The organism is Streptomyces sp. NPDC002680 (genome assembly GCF_042889145.1).
In the GTDB taxonomy this organism is placed as follows: domain Bacteria; phylum Actinomycetota; class Actinomycetes; order Streptomycetales; family Streptomycetaceae; genus Streptomyces; species Streptomyces adonidis.
Window position 1 is genome coordinate 1192880 of sequence record NZ_JBIAQP010000001.1, and the last position, 14306, is coordinate 1207185.

A 14306-nucleotide genomic window follows, 5' to 3' on the forward strand; every position below is an offset into this window, starting at 1 on the left:
GCGGGCCTCTTGCGGCTGCTTCCCGGGGTGTCGGGCCTGGTGTCAGGCGACGGACACGTCGACCGACGGCCGGAGCTTCGCCGCCGCTGCCAGGGCCTCGTGCGCCGGGTGGGTGTGGAAGGCCGTCAACAGGGCTTCGGAGGCGGGGAGTTCGGCCGCCGGGTACGCGATCTGCTCGTACGCGGACTGGAAGCGCGGGCCCCAGCGGCGGGCGCCCAGGCGGGCCGTGCGCGAGCAGTTGTCCACCATGTACGCCACGTCACGGGCGTGCATGTACGGCAGCAGCGAGTCGACGGCCTCGATGACGGACTCGTTGACGATCTCCGACCAGGGGTGGCCGCGCTCGGCGAACTCGTCGATCTGGGCGGTCATCGTGGCCACGAACACGCCTGCGGTGAACGGCTCGACGGGCAGTTCGCGCTCCGCCCGCCGGGCCCGCACCCGCTTCCCCGCCGCCCACATCGGGGAGGCGCCGATGCCGCTCATCGGGCGGGCCCCGAGGCGCTGTTCGGCGAGGATGACGCTGCGCACCCGCGCCCTGAAGGGGCGCGTCTCCTCCCGCGAATTCGAAGCTGGACGGATCCTTACGCCAGTGCCGCCAAGGGGTCGTCCAGTACCGGTTGCCACGCCAACTCCGCTGCTCCCACGAGGCTGTTGTGGTCCAGGGTGCAGGCGAGGATGGGGACGCCGCCGCTGCGGCCCCAGAGGCTGCGGTCGGCTACCACCGCGCGCAGGCGGTTGGGGTCGGCGTCCAGGAGGGTGCGGTGGAGGCCGCCGAGGATGATGCGGTCCGGGTTGAGGATGTTCACCAGGCCTGCCAGGCCCTGGCCCAGGCGATCGATCAGGGTCTCGGTGGCCGTGCGGACCGCCGGGTCCGTGTACTGGTCGCGGATCAGGTCGTTGGCCTGCTGGAGGAGGGACACCTCGGGGCCGGGGTCGCGGCCCGCCGCCGTGAGGAAGGCCAGCGGGTCGGCCTCGACGTCCAGGCAGCCCCGGCTGCCGCAGTGGCAGGGGCGGCCCTCGGGGTTGACGGTGAGGTGGCCGACTTCGAGCGCGAGGCCCGAACTCCCCGTGTGCAGACGGCCGTCGAGGACCAGCGCCCCGCCGACCCCCCGGTGCCCGGTCGCCACGCACAGCAGGTCGCGGGCACCGCGTCCGGCGCCGTGCCGGTGTTCGGCGAGCGCGGCCAGGTTGACGTCGTTGCCCGCGAAGGCCGGTCCGGCGATGCCCGCCGCCCGTACCCGCTCGGCGAAGATCTCCCGTACCGGCGCACCGGCCGGCCAGGCGAGGTGCAGCGGGTTCAGGGCCAGGCCCTCGGGTTCGGCGACGGCCGACGGCACGGCGAGACCGGCGCCGACGCAGCGCCGTCCGGTGTCGTGCAGCAGTTCGGCGCCGGCGTCGACGACCGAGCCGAGCACCTTCGCCGGGTCGGCGTCGACGGTCTCGCAGCCGGGTGCGGTGGCGACGATCCGCCCGCCGAGTCCCACCAGCGCGGCCCGGAAGCCATCGGCGTGCACCTGTGCGGCCAGGACGACCGGCCCGTCCTCGGCGACGTCGAGCCGGTGCGAGGGGCGCCCCTGCGAACCGGCCGCCGCGCCGGGCCGGGCGTCGACGCTGATCAGCCCGAGCGCCTCCAGCTCGGCGGCCACCGCACCGGCCGTCGCCCGGGTGACTCCCAGCTCGGCGGTGAGCACGGCCCGGGTGGGCGCCCGGCCGGTGTGCACCAGCTCCAAGGCGGGCCCGAGGGCGCCGCGCCCCCGGTCCAACCGCGTCTTTGAAGTGGTCCCCTCGACCTTGCCGCTCATGAGGGCGAGTCTCCCATGATCCGTACGATGCGCTCCGCTGGTTGGGCGGTTCGTTGGCTGCGGGCCCGGTGGGGGCTGGTCGCGCCCACGCGGCGGTAGCCGCAAATTCAACACAGCCCCGCGCCCCTGGAAGGCTGCCCCTGCGGGGCCCCTTCCAGGGGCCGCTGTTCGGACCGCTTACAAACCACTGACCCTCAGCGTCACGTTCAGTCGGCCGGTCAGTCCCAACTCGGGCGGTGCCGTGCCCTCGTACACCCGTGGTACCCCGTGGTAGGCGAGGCGGGAGGCGCCGCCGAACACGAACAGGTCGCCGCTGCGCAGTTCGACGTCCGTGTACGGGCGGGTCCGTGTCACGGTGTTGCCGAAGCGGAAGACGCAGGTGTCGCCGAGGCTCAGGGACACCACGGGCGCGTCCGAACGCTCGTCGCTGTCGCGGTGCATACCCATGCGGGCGTCGGCGTCGTAGAAATTGATCAGCGCGATGTCGTAGTCGGGGCCGCCGTCGTACGTCGCTGCCCTGGCCGCCTCCTTCCCCAGCTCGCCCAGCCAGTCGGGGAACGGTTTCACCGGCGCGCCGTCGCCGTCGACGGCGGTGCGGGCGTAGGCGTACGGGTACCAGTGCCAGCCGAGGCAGACCTGCCGGGCGGTCATGGTGCCGCCGCCGGGCGTGCGGACCGTGCGCAGGCCTGCCGGTGGGCGTGCCCAGTCGCGGCAGGCGTCCAGCAGCTCGCGCTGACGTGCCGCGTCCAGCCAGTCCGGCACGTGCACCGCGCCCGGCGCGATCTCCGTACGGGCTCTGGGGAACAGCTCGGCGTCCATGGATCCCATCCTGCCCGACGGGGCCGACGGGGTGTGAGCTGCGGCTCTGTAGGGTGGGGCCACGATGACCGACCGTATGACGACTCCCTGGGCCGAACTGACGCTGACCCGTTTCCCCGCCGATCCGCGTGAGCGGCTCCGTGCGTGGGACGCCGCCGACGAGTACCTTCTCGGGCATCTCGCGGAGGACGGCACCGATCTGTCCGGCACGGTCGTGGTCGTCGGCGACCGCTGGGGCGCGCTCACCACGGCGCTCGCCGCGCACCGGCCGACGCAGATCACCGACTCGTTCCTCGCCCAGGAGGCGACCCGGGCGAACCTGCGGCGGGCCGACGTGGACGAGGACTCCGTACGACTGCTCACCACCCAGGATCCGCCGCCCGAGCGCGTCGACGTGCTGCTCGTGCGGGTGCCGAAGAGTCTGGCGCTCCTTGAGGACCAGCTGCTGCGGCTGGCGCCCGCGCTGCACAAGGACACGGTCGTCGTCGGCACCGGCATGGTGAAGGAGATCCACACCTCGACGCTGAAGCTGTTCGAGCGGATCGTCGGCCCGACCCGGACCTCCCTCGCGGAGAAGAAGGCCCGGCTCATCCACGCCGGCATCGGCCCGTCGGTGGGCAAGGGCGTCAATCCCTGGCCCCTCCGCTACTCGCTGCCCGACGGTATCGGCCCCGCCTCCGGACACACCGTCGTCAACCACGCGGGCGTCTTCTGCGCCGAGCGTCTCGACATCGGCACCCGGTTCTTCCTCCAGCATCTGCCGGAGCCGTCAGGTGCCCCCCGGGTGGTGGACCTGGGCTGCGGGAACGGTGTGGTCGGTACGGCCGTGGCGCTGGCCGCGCCGGAGGCCGAGCTGGTGTTCGTCGACGAGTCGTTCCAGGCGGTGGCCTCGGCGGAGGAGACATACCGGGCCAACGAACTGCCGGACGGGCGTGCCGAGTTCCGGGTCGGGGACGGGCTGGCCGGGATCGCGGACGGAAGCGTCGACCTCGTGCTCAACAACCCGCCGTTCCACACCCACCAGGCGACGTCGGACGCCACGGCCTGGCGAATGTTCACCGGCGCGCGGCGGGCGCTGCGGCCGGGCGGTGAGCTGTGGGTGATCGGCAACCGGCATCTCGGCTATCACCTCAAGCTGCGGAAGCTGTTCGGCAACAGCCGACTCGTCGCGAGCGATGCCAAGTTCGTGGTGCTGAAGGCCGTCAAGCAGTGACGAGGTAGGCCATCTGGGGATGAATTTCTACCACCTCAGGTGCCGGTGGTGGTCGTCTCTCCCCGTAGCGCTCGTGGTGACGCGCCCAGTTCGCGGCGGCATGCCTTGTTGAAGGCCTGGAGGTCGGGGATGCCCACGGAAGCGGCCACCGCCGGGATCGACAGGGTCGAAGCGCGCAGCAGGTGGCGGGCGCGGTCGAGTCTCCGACGGCGGATCCAGCCGACCACCGTGTCGCCGGTCGCGGCCTTGAACAGCCTGGTCAGGTGGTTGTGCGAGACGCCCGCCGCCTGGGCTACGGCCGGCACGGTGAGCGGGGCGGCCAGCTGGCCCTCGATGTACGCGATGGCCGCGCTGACCGCCGGATGCGGGCCGGGGCCGGGGCGTTCGGTGTCCGGGGTGAGGTGGGCGATGCGCCACAGCGCGGTCCAGATCTCGGCTCTCGTGTGCTCGGGGGCGCGTGGCACGGCGGCGATGGCCGCGAGCAACAGGCCGGTGAGGGTGGGGAGTTCGGGGCCCACGTCCTGGACGACGGGGACGGTGCGCGAGGGTCCGGTGGCGGGGATGCGCAGATGTGCGTAGAGGTGTTCGGAGCGGCCCTGGTAGCGGAAGCGGACCGTGGTGCCGGGCGGTACGAGGCTGACGCGGCCGGGGCGGACGATGTGCGGTGTGCCGCCGACGATCAGCTCGGCCTCGTACTGGTAGAGGTGCAGCTGCCACAGCTCCGGCAGCCGGAAGACGTCGGTGCGGCTCGCGACGCCGTGCACGCCGACGCCCGCGTTCGCCACGTGCGGCGGCTCCCCGAGGTACAGCTCCGTTTCGTGCATGGTGAAAAAATACCAGCTGTTGTAACTGTCAGCCCAGCACGCCGATGATCCGGGCCACCGCCCGTGTCATCGCTTCCCGGCCCACGCTCAGATACTTGCGCGGGTCGACGGCCTCGGGGTGGGTGGCGAGGAACTCCCTGATGGCGTCGGTCATGGCGATGTTGAGGGCCGTACCGACGTTGACCTTGGTGATGCCGGCCGCGACAGCGGCCACGAGTTCGTCGTCCGGAACGCCGGACGAGCCGTGCAGGACGAGGGGGACGTCCAGGGTGGCGGCGAGCCGCTTCAGGAGGTCGTGGTCGAGGGCCGCCGTACGCGTGGTCATGGCGTGCGTGCTGCCGACGGCCACGGCGAGGGCGTCCACCCCTGAGTCGGCGACGAAGGCACGGGCCTCGGCGGGGTCGGTACGGGCGCCGGGTGCGTGGGCGTCCAGCGGGGGCCGTCCGTCCTTGCCGCCCACCTGTCCCAACTCGGCCTCGATCCAGAGCCCTTGGGCATGCGCCCAGTCGGCGGCGGCCCTGGTCGCGGCGAGGTTCTCGGCGTACGACAGGCGGGCCGCGTCGTACATCACGGAGCTGAATCCGGCACCGGGCGCCTGACGCAACAGGTCGTCGCTCTGGACGTGGTCGAGGTGCAACGCGACGGGTACGGCGGCGTGTTCGGCGGCCGAGGCGGCGGCGCGGGCCAGCGGAAGGACCTGTCCCTGGCGGAACTTGACGGCGTTCTCGCTGACTTGGAGGACGACGGGTGAACCCGCCTGCTCCGCACCGACGATGACGGCCTCGACATGCTCCAGGGTGATGACGTTGAACGCGGCGACCGCCGAACGCGTGGCGGCGGCCCGGGTGACGAGTTCACCGGTGGTCACCAGGGGCATGTCTCCTCCTTCTTTCCTTCCGGCTTCCGCCGACGAGGCATCAGAGTGCTGGTGCGAGGATCACCGAGCGGGTGAGGTGGCGCGGGCGGTCGGGGTCGAGGCCTCGTGCCGCCGCCACCGCGACCGCGAGGCGCTGTGCGCGCACGAGTTCGGCGAGCGGGTCGAGGACGCCAGCCACCCACAAGGCACCGGTGTCCCGGACCTGTTGGGCCAGCCCCTCCGGTGCCTCGCCGAACATCCAGGTGGCCGTGGAGCGGGTGGTGACGCTGATGGGGCCGTGCCGGTACTCCATCGCCGGATAGGCCTCGGTCCAGGACAGCGACGCCTCGCGCATCTTCAGCCCGGCCTCGTTGGCGAGCCCCACCGTCCAGCCCCGGCCGAGGAAGGTGAACTGCGTGCACTCGACGAGCCCTTCGGGCAACGGAGTCGAGAGCGCGGTACGGCAGTCGTCGAGCACGGTCTCGTCGTGGAGTCCGAGGTGGGCCCGGAGCAGCGTGAAGGCGGTGGTGGCGAATCTCGTCTGTACGACGGAGCGTTCGTCCGCGTAGTCGAGCACGACGAGGTCATCGGCCGCTTCCATCACGGGAGTTCGGGGATCGGCGGTTATCGCGGTCGTCCGCGTCCGCGTACCCGTGGGTGTGCCGTCCCTCAGTCGTCCGAGCAGTTCGAGCACCTCGGTGGTGGTGCCGGACCGGGTGAGGGCGACGACCCGGTCGTACAGGCGGCCGTAGGGGAACTCTGAGGCGGCGAAGGCGTCCGTCTCGCCCTGGCCGGCACCTTCCCGCAGGGCCGCGACGGCCTGCGCCATGAAGTACGAGGTGCCGCAGCCCACGATCGCGACCCGCTCCCCTGCCGTCGGCAGCGCGTGGGCATGCTCGGCCGCCTCCGCGGCGACGCGGGTCCAGCACTCGGGCTGGCTGTTCAGTTCGTCCTCGACATGGGTCATGCGGTACCTCTCCCCCAGAGAGCGGGTTCATGCTCGTTCTTGCAAGATATAGCCATGTTTCGAGCAGAATCAAGCATTCGAGCGCCAAGGGCTGTGAACATTCGGTGCGCTAGGGTCGCGGAAGATCGAGGAACGGAGAGTCCGGATGTCCCGGGACGCCCGCTGGAAGTCCCTGCTGGAGCTGCTGGTCGAGCGGGGCCGACTGGAGGTCGAGGAGGCGGCGGCCGAGCTGGGGGTGTCGGCCGCGACGATCCGCCGTGACTTCGACCAGCTCGCCGAGCAGCAGATGCTCGTACGCTCCAGGGGCGGCGCGGTCGTGCACGGGGTGTCGTACGAACTGCCGCTGCGCTACAAGACCGCCCGCAGCGCCTCCGAGAAGCAGCGCATCGCGCGGGCGGTCGCGGGTCTGGTCGCCCCCGGCGAGGCGGTGGGCCTGAACGGCGGGACGACCACGACGGAAGTGGCGCGCGCGTTGGCCGTACGCGGTGATCCGACCGTCGGCTCGCCCGCGCTGACGATCGTCACCAACGCGCTGAACATCGCCAACGAGCTAGCCGTACGACCCCAGTTCAAGATCGTGCTGACGGGCGGGGTCGCGCGCCCTCAGTCGTACGAACTCGTGGGGCCGCTCGCCGACGGTGTGCTGAGCCAGATCACCATCGACATGGCTGTACTGGGCGTGGTCGCCCTCGACGTCGTCCACGGGGCGGCGGCGAACGACGAGGCGGAGGCCGCGATCAACCGGCTGCTGTGCGAGTGCGCCGGGCGTGTGGTGGTCGCCGCCGACTCCAGCAAGCTGGGGCGGCGGGCGTTCGCCAGGATCTGCGGGATCGAGGCCGTGGACACGCTCGTCACGGACACGGCGGCCGACGAGGAGACGGTGGGGCGGTTCGAGGAGGCCGGACTCAGGGTGATCACCGTCTGAGGAGCGCGGTCCGAGGGATTCCGGTCCGAGGGAATGCGGTCCGAGGGATCGCGGTCCTCCTTCGACTGCCTTGGCTCAGGGGGCGGTTCTCGTGTTGTCCAGCCGCTCGACGCGCGCCACGTTCTCCCGGTCCTCGGCGTCCGCGCTCGCCTCGGCGGCGAACCAGGCGTCCAGGATCTCCTTCAGCAGCGGTTCCGAGGTCAGGCGCAGGCTGAGCGCGAGCACGTTGGCGTCGTTCCAGCGGCGGGCGCCGTCCGCCGTGTAGGCGTCCGTGCACAGGGCGGCTCGTACACCGGGCACCTTGTTCGCGGCGATCGACGCGCCCGTGCCGGTCCAGCAGCACACGACGGCCTGGTCGGCGTTCCCGGCGGCGACCTCGCGGGCCGCCGCCTCCGAGCAGGCGGCCCACTGCGGATCGTCACCAGGGCTCAGCGCCCCGTACGTCACCACGTCGTGTCCGCGGTCGCGCAACTGCCCGAGGAGGGCGCGAGCCACGGGTTCGTCCATGTCGGAGGAGACGGAGATCCGCATGCCCCGAGACTAACCCGCCGCGAGTCGCGGAATGAGCGCCTCGGCGTTGCCACGATTGATCGCGTGCAGCTGGCCGGGGCCCCAACCGGAGTACCCGTCAAGGCCGTTGTCGAAGCCGGTGCCCCACTCCTCGGGGAGCATGGGGAAGTCGCTGCCGAACAGGACGCGTTCGGGGTCGGCGAAGGCCAGCAGCGAGGGCAGGGTCGCGGGGCTGCCCGCGAGGGCGGTGTCGAAGTAGAAGCGGCGCAGGTCGGTGAGGAAGTCCTCGGGGGTGGTGTCGGGGTCGAGGTGTCCGGCGAGCGCCAGCCGGTGGGCGGCGTACGGCAGGAAGCCGCCCGCGTGCGGCAGGATCATCCTGATCCGGGGATGACGCCGGGGTACCCCGCGCATCACCAGATGCAGCGCGGTGCGGGTGGTGTCGTAGGGAAAATCGACCAGTGGGGCGGGCGGCAGCGCGGGGTCCGGAGGGCCCGGCGGGGCGGTGGGGTGGACGAGGACGACGGCGGACCGGCGGTCCAGCTCGGCCCACAGGGGCTCGAACTCCGGGTCGCCGAGATAGCGGCCCTGGACGTTGGACAGGACCATCACGCCGTCGGCGTTCAGCTCGTCCAGCGCGTGGGCGGCCTCGGCGAGCGCGCCGTCGATGTCCGGGAGGGGCAGTACGGCGAACAGGCCGAAGCGGTCGGGCCGGTTCTTGACCAGTTCGGCGGTGTACTCGTTGACGCTCCGGGCCCCGGTCCGGGCGCCGTCCGGGTCGTCGGGGGCGGCGAGCGGTGCGGCGTACGACAGCACGCCGGTGGCGATGGACCGGCGGTCCATCATCGCGAGCGCGCTCGCCTCGTCCCACACGGGCGCGGGCCAGCCGAGCCCGGCGGCGCGCCCGGCCATGGCACGGGCACGCTCCGGCGGGATCAGATGCTGATGGACGTCGATGCGGGTGGGATCCGTCCGGATGGTGTCCGTCATACGTCCCGATCCTCCTCGGATTCGGCCGATCCGGTGCATGATGTTCGTTATCGGCCAACAAATGACGATACGCGACATGAGGTCCACGCCACATCTCGGAGCATCCCGAGCATCCCGAGCATCCCGGAGAGATCCCGCCCCGGCGGTCAGCCCCCGCTGCCGGGGTCGCAGCAGCCCTCCCGTCGCATCTGGTGGCTGACCTCCAGCCAGTGCTCGGAGGAGGACGACGATCCCTGTGGGTCGTGGCGCCGAGTGGAGCCGAAGGCGTCGACGAGGTCGGCCTGCTCGAAGGGGACGCCGCCTCGCAGGACGGCCACGGTGCGGACCAGGGTGGCGAAGTCGGTGAAGGGGTCGCCGTCCACGATCGTGAGGTCGGCGAACTTGCCCTCCTCCAGCGTGCCCAGGTCGGCGTCGGCGCCGAAGACCCGCGCGGGCAGCAGGGTGGCGGTGCGCAGTGCCTCCGCCGGTGAGAGGCCGGCTCGGTGCAGTGCGCGCAGGGCCAGGTGCAGGTGCAGGCCCACCGGGACGAGCGGCTGGTCAGTGCCGAGCGCGACCAGACCGCCCGCCGCGAGGATCCGCCGGTAGATTTCCAACTCCCTTCCCAGAGTCGCCAGTTGGGCATCGGTGGGCGGAAGCGCTGCCTGTTGCCGGACAAGTGCGGTGTCCCACGGGGGCATGAGCGTCGTGACTCGCGGGTCGTCGGCGAGGGTGGGGTCGGCACCGAGCAGGGGAGCCGCCGTGAACGGGGTGGCGATCAGGTGGAAGTCGGTACGGGTGTAGATCTCCGCCAAGTCCTGGTACGCGCGGCCCGTTGCCGTGGTCGCGTGCCCGAACTCCAGTCGCTGGGTGGCCTGCAGATGGGTCGTCAGATCCTGGCCCAGCTGTACGCCCGGGCTGCACAGATGGCTGCCGCTGCGCACCCCGAGCCGGTCGTGGGCGAAGTCGGCGGCCTCCTTCATCACCCAACCGGGGGCTCGTACGTACGTCTTCACGAAGTCCCAGTCGAGCGCCCGCGCCCGGGTCAGCGAGCGGCGCAGGCCCTCGGGAGTGCGGTGGGCGCGCGCCATGCTGTAGGCGACGCGTCCGCCGTCGAGCAGTTCGCCCGTGGACAGGAGCCGGGGTCCGGCGAGGGCACCGGCGGCGACCGCCTCCCGGATGCGGGCCTGTTCGTAGGCGAAGCCGCCGAGCGAGACGGCGGTCGTGATGCCGTACGCGACCTGGAGTGCGGTCTGCCGGCCGCCGTAGGTGGACTGCCAGGGGTGGGTGTGCGCGTCCCACAGGCCCGGGATCACCGTGCGGTCGCTCACGTCGATCCGGCGTACGGCCGCGCGGCCGGCCCGGTGCGGGGCGACCTCGGCGATACGGCCGTCGCGGACCACGACATCGATGTCCTCGCGGACGTCCGGTCCGGTGCCGTCCCAGAAGCGGCCCGCGTGGACGACCGTGTCGGCCGGGCGGGGTCTGCGGTAGTCCAGCCGGACTCGGACGGTACGGGTGCCGCCGTCGGCGATGTCGGTCAGGCGCAGGGTGCCGGCGGAGAGGTGGAGGAGGGTGCGGGCGTCGGCGGACCAGGACGGGTGGTCGGCGGGTTCGTCGGTGAGCCTGCGCGGCTCGCCGTCGGGGGTCCCGTCGGCGCGGACCGGCAGCAGCCAGAGCGCGGACTCGGCGACGACGGCCATCCAGCGGCCGTCCGGGGACCAGACGGGCCCGGAGTCGTAGCGGTCGGCGAGCGAGGTGTGCGGGGCGAGGGCGTGCAGGACGGCTGTACCTGTGGTCGTGTCGACGACCCGGATGAGGTTGAAGCCCTCACGGAAGCGCTGGTTGACACGGTTGCGGTCGCAGAAGGCGACGTACCGGCCGTCGGGAGACCAGCTGGGGCGACCGGGCAGACCGCCCGCGCCGAGCGGTGCGGCGAGGACCCGTTCGGCACCGTCGGGCAGGTCGCGCACCACGAGGTTGCCCGACATGTCCAGGCAGGCCAGCCGGGTCCCGTCGGGCGCGAGGGCGGGGAAGACCCGGCCGCCCTCGGCGAGCACGGTCTCCGCGCCTGAGTCGAGGTCGCGGCGCCGCACGGTGAACAGGCCGTCGCGGTCGTCGGCGTACACCAGCGCCGTACCGTCTGGTGTCCAGGTCGGTGCCAACACATAGCGGGTGGTGGGGACTTGGAGGACCTTGCGGGGTGGCCGACCGCCAGTCGTGCCGACGGTCCACAGCGCGTTGAGCGCGGCGAACGCGACGGACCGGCCGTCGGGTGAGAGGGCGGGGAGGTGGAGCGCTCGGACGGGACGGGTGCCGGCGCCCTCGAAGTCGTATGACTTGACGCGGTACTTGGGGCGCTGCACGGGGAGCGTGGCCGTGAACGGGATCTCCTCGCGGTCGGCGGGTGCCGGTGCATCCGGGTCGAGGAGGTTGAAGTGGCCGTCGATGTTCAACAGCAGGCGTTCGCCGTCCGTCCAGCGGGGCGGTGCCGGGAGGAGGTCGCCGTCGACGGTGACCGGTGTGCCGTCCACGACGAGGGTGCAGGAAGCCGTGGGTGCGGCCGTGGTGCGCAGATAGGCGAGGCGTCCGGTGGGTGAGACGGCGGGGGTCATGAGCTGGGCACCGGAGCCGTCGGTGTGCTCCGTGACGACCGGGCCCGAGCCGTCGGCGGCCACGGACGCGACGGTGGTCGCACGGAGCGTGCCCGGTGCGGGGACGGTCGCGCGCACGAACAGCACCCGCTCGCCGTCGGGCGACCAGGTCGGGTCGAAGTCCTCCCAGGCCGTGTCCTGCCCGGGACCCTGCTGACCCGGGCGCCCGGTGAGCCGGATCAGCGTGCTCGTGCGTACTTCCACGACCCAGACGCGGTACGGGGCGCCGGTCACCGTGTCTCCCCCGCGCTCGGAGGCGAACGCGATCCGGGTGCCGTCCGGTGACCAGGCCGGGCCCCGGTCGTCCCATGGGCCGTCGGTGAGCTGCCGCAGGCCGGTGCCGTCGGGGCGCAGCGTCCAGAGGTGGAAGGCTCCGCCTCGGTAGGCGCATACGACGAGCCGGCTGCCGTCGGGCGAGAACTGGGGGCGCGTGGGTTCGAGGCCGGGCGGAGTCAGCGGGACGGCGGTGCCTCCGCCGCGCGGCACGGACCAGAGCACGTTCTGGATCTCGGCGACCAGCCGGTCCCCGACGGGGGCGAGGGTCGCGGAGCCGCCCGTGGCGGCGGTGAAGGTGAGGTCGGTCGCCGTGTGGGGCGCGGCGACCGCGAGGGGTGTGGCGGCGGCGAGTGCGGTGGTCGTGACGGTGGCCGTCACCGTTGCCTTGGCGGTCGCCTGGAGGAATCTGCGGCGGGAGAGCGGGCCGAACCGGGTGTCGTCGTCCGTGGTGCTGAAGGAGTCTTCGGCGTCCAAGGGGGCTCCCAGTGTGCGGAGTTGGCATGTCGGACAGGTTGGGCAGGTCGGACGGGCCGGGCAGGTGAGATCGGTGAGGAGAAGAACGTAAGGGGCAGAGTGGCCTTCGGGGGACCCCGCCCGGCGCTTCTCGGCCGAACTTCACTCTGACGTGAGCCTTGCCCCCCGCTGTCGCGCAAATCTAGACTCGAAGAAAATGAAGCTAGTTCAGTTCAGGATGTACGGCTTGTTTCGGGATGTGCGTCGCGTACTCGGGATCGGGAGCAGACTCATGCTGGGTTCCCTCAATGGCAGGACCGTGCTCGTCACCGGCGCGGGACAGGGCATCGGGCGGGCGATCGCCGTACAGATGGCCCGGCAGGGCGCGTCGGCCGTGGCTGTCGCCGACCGGAACAAGGAGACCGCTGCCGAGACGGCGGATCTCGTCCGCGCGGAGGGGGCGCGGGCCGAGGCGATCGTCTGCGATCTGCGTGTGCGGGACGACATCCAGGCGATGGTGGCGCGTACGGCGGAGTGTTTCGACGGGCTCGACGTGCTGGTCAACAACGCGGGGGTGATCGAGACCGCGTTCACGGCTGAGCCGGACCGTGGGGTCGAGTCGCTCTCCGAGGAGGTCTGGGACGCCGTCTACGAGGTGAACCTCAAGGCGGTGTGGCTGACCACCAAGTTCGCCGCACCCCATCTGCGCCGCTCGCGGCGGGGGCCCGCCATCGTGAACGCCGCCTCCGTCTCCGGCCTCACCGGCTTTCCCAACGCCCCCGCGTACGGCGTCACCAAGGCCGGTGTCATCCATCTGACCAAGGTGACCGCCGTCGACCTGGCCCCGGTGCGCTGCAACTGCTTCTGCCCCGGCGTCATCGACACACCGCTCGCCCAGGAGTACTTCGCCGCCGCGACGGACCGTGACGCCATGGAACGGGAGCTGACCGCACCGCAGTTGGTGGAACGGCTCGGGCGTCCTGAGGAGGTTGCCAAGCTGGCGTGCTTCCTGGCGTCGGAGGATGCGGCGTTCGTCACCGGGGCGTCGTATGTGATCGATGGGGGTGCGCTTGCCTGGCTCGGGGTGCGGGACTGAGGACTGGTAGGGCGCGCTGAGATCCATGGCTGGGACAACTGGGACAGGGGATTCGATGCAGGCGAGGCTGGCTGGAAAGACGGCGCTGGTGACCGGGGCCACGGGAGGTATCGGTGATGCCGTCGTGCGGCGGCTCGCGGCCGAGGGTGCGGTGGTCGTGGTGACCGACCTCGACGGGGATCGCTGCGCGAAGCTCGCCGAGGAGGTCGGGGGTGGGGCGCTGGGGCTGGCCCTGGACGTCTCGGACGAGTCGGCTTGGCGTGAGGTCGTCGCTGCGGTGACCGCCGCGTTGGGTGGGCTGTCCGTGCTGGTCAACAACGCCGGCATCGCGACCATGCATACGGTCGAGACCGAGACCATGGAGTCCTGGGAGCGGGTTCTCGGCGTGACCCAGACCGGGGTCTGGCTCGGTATGAAGTACGGGGGTGCGGCGATCGAGCGCTCTGGGGGCGGCTCGATCGTCAATGTCGCGTCGATCTTCGGGACGGTGGGGGGATTTGGTGCGCAGTTCTCGTATCACGCGGCGAAGGGGGCTGTGCGGTTGATGACGAAGAATGCCGCGTTGCACTGGGCGACGCGTGGTGTGCGGGTGAATTCGCTGCATCCCGGGTTCATCGAGACGCCTCGGTCGCGTGAACTGTGGCGTGATACGCCTCGGTTGACGGCGATGGTCGAGGGGACGCCGTTGGGGCGGTTGGGGACGCCTGAGGAGGTGGCGGGGGCGGTGGCGTTTCTCGCTTCCGATGACGCGAGCTTTGTGACTGGGTCTGAGTTGTATGTCGATGGGGGTTGGACGGCGCGTTGAGGTGGTTGTTTGTTTCGCCCCCGCCGCCCCTACCCGTTCCCATCCCTGGGGGCTGCGCCCCCAGACCCCCGCTATCGGCCTGAACGGCCTCGTCCTCAAACGCCGGACGGGCTGGAGGGTGGCCCCCCGTCCTCCAGCGC

At 71.7% G+C, this 14306-nt stretch carries 12 protein-coding genes and 1 pseudogene; 4 read left to right on the forward strand and 9 right to left on the reverse strand.

What is annotated here, in order from left to right; all coding sequences use genetic code 11:
• Nucleotides 1-42: 42 nt before the first annotated feature.
• The 3 genes and pseudogenes from ACFYXF_RS05405 to ACFYXF_RS05415 all read right to left on the reverse strand — a co-directional run.
• Nucleotides 43-531, reverse strand: a pseudogene (locus tag ACFYXF_RS05405) (ketol-acid reductoisomerase); the annotation flags it as partial.
• 53 nt (nt 532-584) lie between these two features.
• A complete protein-coding gene (locus ACFYXF_RS05410; protein ID WP_389348207.1) occupies nt 585-1805 on the reverse strand; it encodes an ROK family protein in 1221 nt (406 codons plus the stop codon).
• 177 nt (nt 1806-1982) lie between these two features.
• Nucleotides 1983-2624 (reverse strand): alpha-ketoglutarate-dependent dioxygenase AlkB family protein, encoded by a 642-nt coding sequence (locus ACFYXF_RS05415; RefSeq protein WP_389348208.1) that lies wholly within the window; start codon nt 2622-2624, stop codon nt 1983-1985.
• Between the two features lie 64 nt (nt 2625-2688).
• Here ACFYXF_RS05415 and ACFYXF_RS05420 point away from each other — a divergent pair, with 64 nt between their 5' ends.
• Nucleotides 2689-3837 (forward strand): methyltransferase, encoded by a 1149-nt coding sequence (locus tag ACFYXF_RS05420; protein ID WP_389348209.1) that lies wholly within the window; start codon nt 2689-2691, stop codon nt 3835-3837.
• A 35-nt stretch (nt 3838-3872) separates the two neighbouring features.
• On the opposite strand, the gene ACFYXF_RS05425 is transcribed toward ACFYXF_RS05420, so the two are convergent.
• From ACFYXF_RS05425 to ACFYXF_RS05435, 3 genes are read right to left on the reverse strand one after another with little or no spacing between them, the layout of a single operon-like run.
• Complete coding sequence (locus tag ACFYXF_RS05425; RefSeq protein WP_389348210.1) at nt 3873-4661, reverse strand: helix-turn-helix domain-containing protein; 789 nt, start codon at nt 4659-4661, stop codon at nt 3873-3875.
• A gap of 28 nt (nt 4662-4689) precedes the next feature.
• Nucleotides 4690-5538 (reverse strand): class II fructose-bisphosphate aldolase, encoded by an 849-nt coding sequence (locus ACFYXF_RS05430; RefSeq protein WP_389348211.1) that lies wholly within the window; start codon nt 5536-5538, stop codon nt 4690-4692.
• Nucleotides 5539-5578: 40 nt separating this feature from the next.
• Nucleotides 5579-6484, reverse strand: a complete 906-nt coding sequence (locus ACFYXF_RS05435) for an SIS domain-containing protein (RefSeq protein ID WP_389348212.1) — start codon at nt 6482-6484, stop codon at nt 5579-5581.
• Between the two features lie 145 nt (nt 6485-6629).
• Between ACFYXF_RS05435 and ACFYXF_RS05440 the strand changes: the two genes are divergently transcribed.
• Nucleotides 6630-7409: a DeoR/GlpR family DNA-binding transcription regulator gene (locus ACFYXF_RS05440; protein WP_389348213.1), complete on the forward strand. Its 780-nt coding sequence runs from the start codon at nt 6630-6632 to the stop codon at nt 7407-7409.
• Nucleotides 7410-7484: 75 nt separating this feature from the next.
• Here ACFYXF_RS05440 and ACFYXF_RS05445 read toward each other — a convergent pair whose 3' ends face one another.
• The 3 genes from ACFYXF_RS05445 to ACFYXF_RS05455 all read right to left on the reverse strand — a co-directional run bounded on the left by ACFYXF_RS05445 (nt 7485) and on the right by ACFYXF_RS05455 (nt 12286).
• The gene (locus ACFYXF_RS05445; protein ID WP_327280375.1) at nt 7485-7940 is read right to left on the reverse strand and encodes an RpiB/LacA/LacB family sugar-phosphate isomerase; all 456 of its coding nucleotides are present in this window, start codon (nt 7938-7940) and stop codon (nt 7485-7487) included.
• Between the two features lie 9 nt (nt 7941-7949).
• A complete protein-coding gene (locus ACFYXF_RS05450) occupies nt 7950-8906 on the reverse strand; it encodes an amidohydrolase family protein (protein WP_389348214.1) in 957 nt (318 codons plus the stop codon).
• A gap of 146 nt (nt 8907-9052) precedes the next feature.
• The gene (locus tag ACFYXF_RS05455) at nt 9053-12286 is read right to left on the reverse strand and encodes an amidohydrolase family protein (RefSeq protein WP_389348215.1); all 3234 of its coding nucleotides are present in this window, start codon (nt 12284-12286) and stop codon (nt 9053-9055) included.
• A gap of 271 nt (nt 12287-12557) precedes the next feature.
• Between ACFYXF_RS05455 and ACFYXF_RS05460 the strand changes: the two genes are divergently transcribed.
• Together ACFYXF_RS05460 and ACFYXF_RS05465 are read left to right on the forward strand one after the other, a co-directional pair.
• On the forward strand, nt 12558-13361 hold the full coding sequence (locus tag ACFYXF_RS05460; RefSeq protein WP_389348216.1) for an SDR family NAD(P)-dependent oxidoreductase: 804 nt from the start codon (nt 12558-12560) through the stop codon (nt 13359-13361).
• Between the two features lie 55 nt (nt 13362-13416).
• Nucleotides 13417-14166 carry an SDR family NAD(P)-dependent oxidoreductase gene (locus ACFYXF_RS05465; RefSeq protein WP_389348217.1) on the forward strand — a complete coding sequence of 250 codons (750 nt, stop codon included), beginning with the start codon at nt 13417-13419 and terminating at the stop codon, nt 14164-14166.
• Nucleotides 14167-14306 lie beyond the last annotated feature (140 nt).

Bases quoted from the DNA above. Each gene is read 5' to 3' on its own strand.
- ACFYXF_RS05420 (WP_389348209.1), top strand. From the start codon at position 2,689: ATGACCGACCGTATGACGACTCCCTGGGCCGAACTGACGCTGACCCGT.
- ACFYXF_RS05450 (WP_389348214.1), bottom strand. From the start codon at position 8,906: ATGACGGACACCATCCGGACGGATCCCACCCGCATCGACGTCCATCAG.
- ACFYXF_RS05425 (WP_389348210.1), bottom strand. From the start codon at position 4,661: ATGCACGAAACGGAGCTGTACCTCGGGGAGCCGCCGCACGTGGCGAAC.
- ACFYXF_RS05430 (WP_389348211.1), bottom strand. From the start codon at position 5,538: ATGCCCCTGGTGACCACCGGTGAACTCGTCACCCGGGCCGCCGCCACG.
- ACFYXF_RS05415 (WP_389348208.1), bottom strand. From the start codon at position 2,624: ATGGACGCCGAGCTGTTCCCCAGAGCCCGTACGGAGATCGCGCCGGGC.
- ACFYXF_RS05435 (WP_389348212.1), bottom strand. From the start codon at position 6,484: ATGACCCATGTCGAGGACGAACTGAACAGCCAGCCCGAGTGCTGGACC.
- ACFYXF_RS05460 (WP_389348216.1), top strand. From the start codon at position 12,558: ATGCTGGGTTCCCTCAATGGCAGGACCGTGCTCGTCACCGGCGCGGGA.
- ACFYXF_RS05440 (WP_389348213.1), top strand. From the start codon at position 6,630: ATGTCCCGGGACGCCCGCTGGAAGTCCCTGCTGGAGCTGCTGGTCGAG.
- ACFYXF_RS05465 (WP_389348217.1), top strand. From the start codon at position 13,417: ATGCAGGCGAGGCTGGCTGGAAAGACGGCGCTGGTGACCGGGGCCACG.
- ACFYXF_RS05410 (WP_389348207.1), bottom strand. From the start codon at position 1,805: ATGAGCGGCAAGGTCGAGGGGACCACTTCAAAGACGCGGTTGGACCGG.
- ACFYXF_RS05445 (WP_327280375.1), bottom strand. From the start codon at position 7,940: ATGCGGATCTCCGTCTCCTCCGACATGGACGAACCCGTGGCTCGCGCC.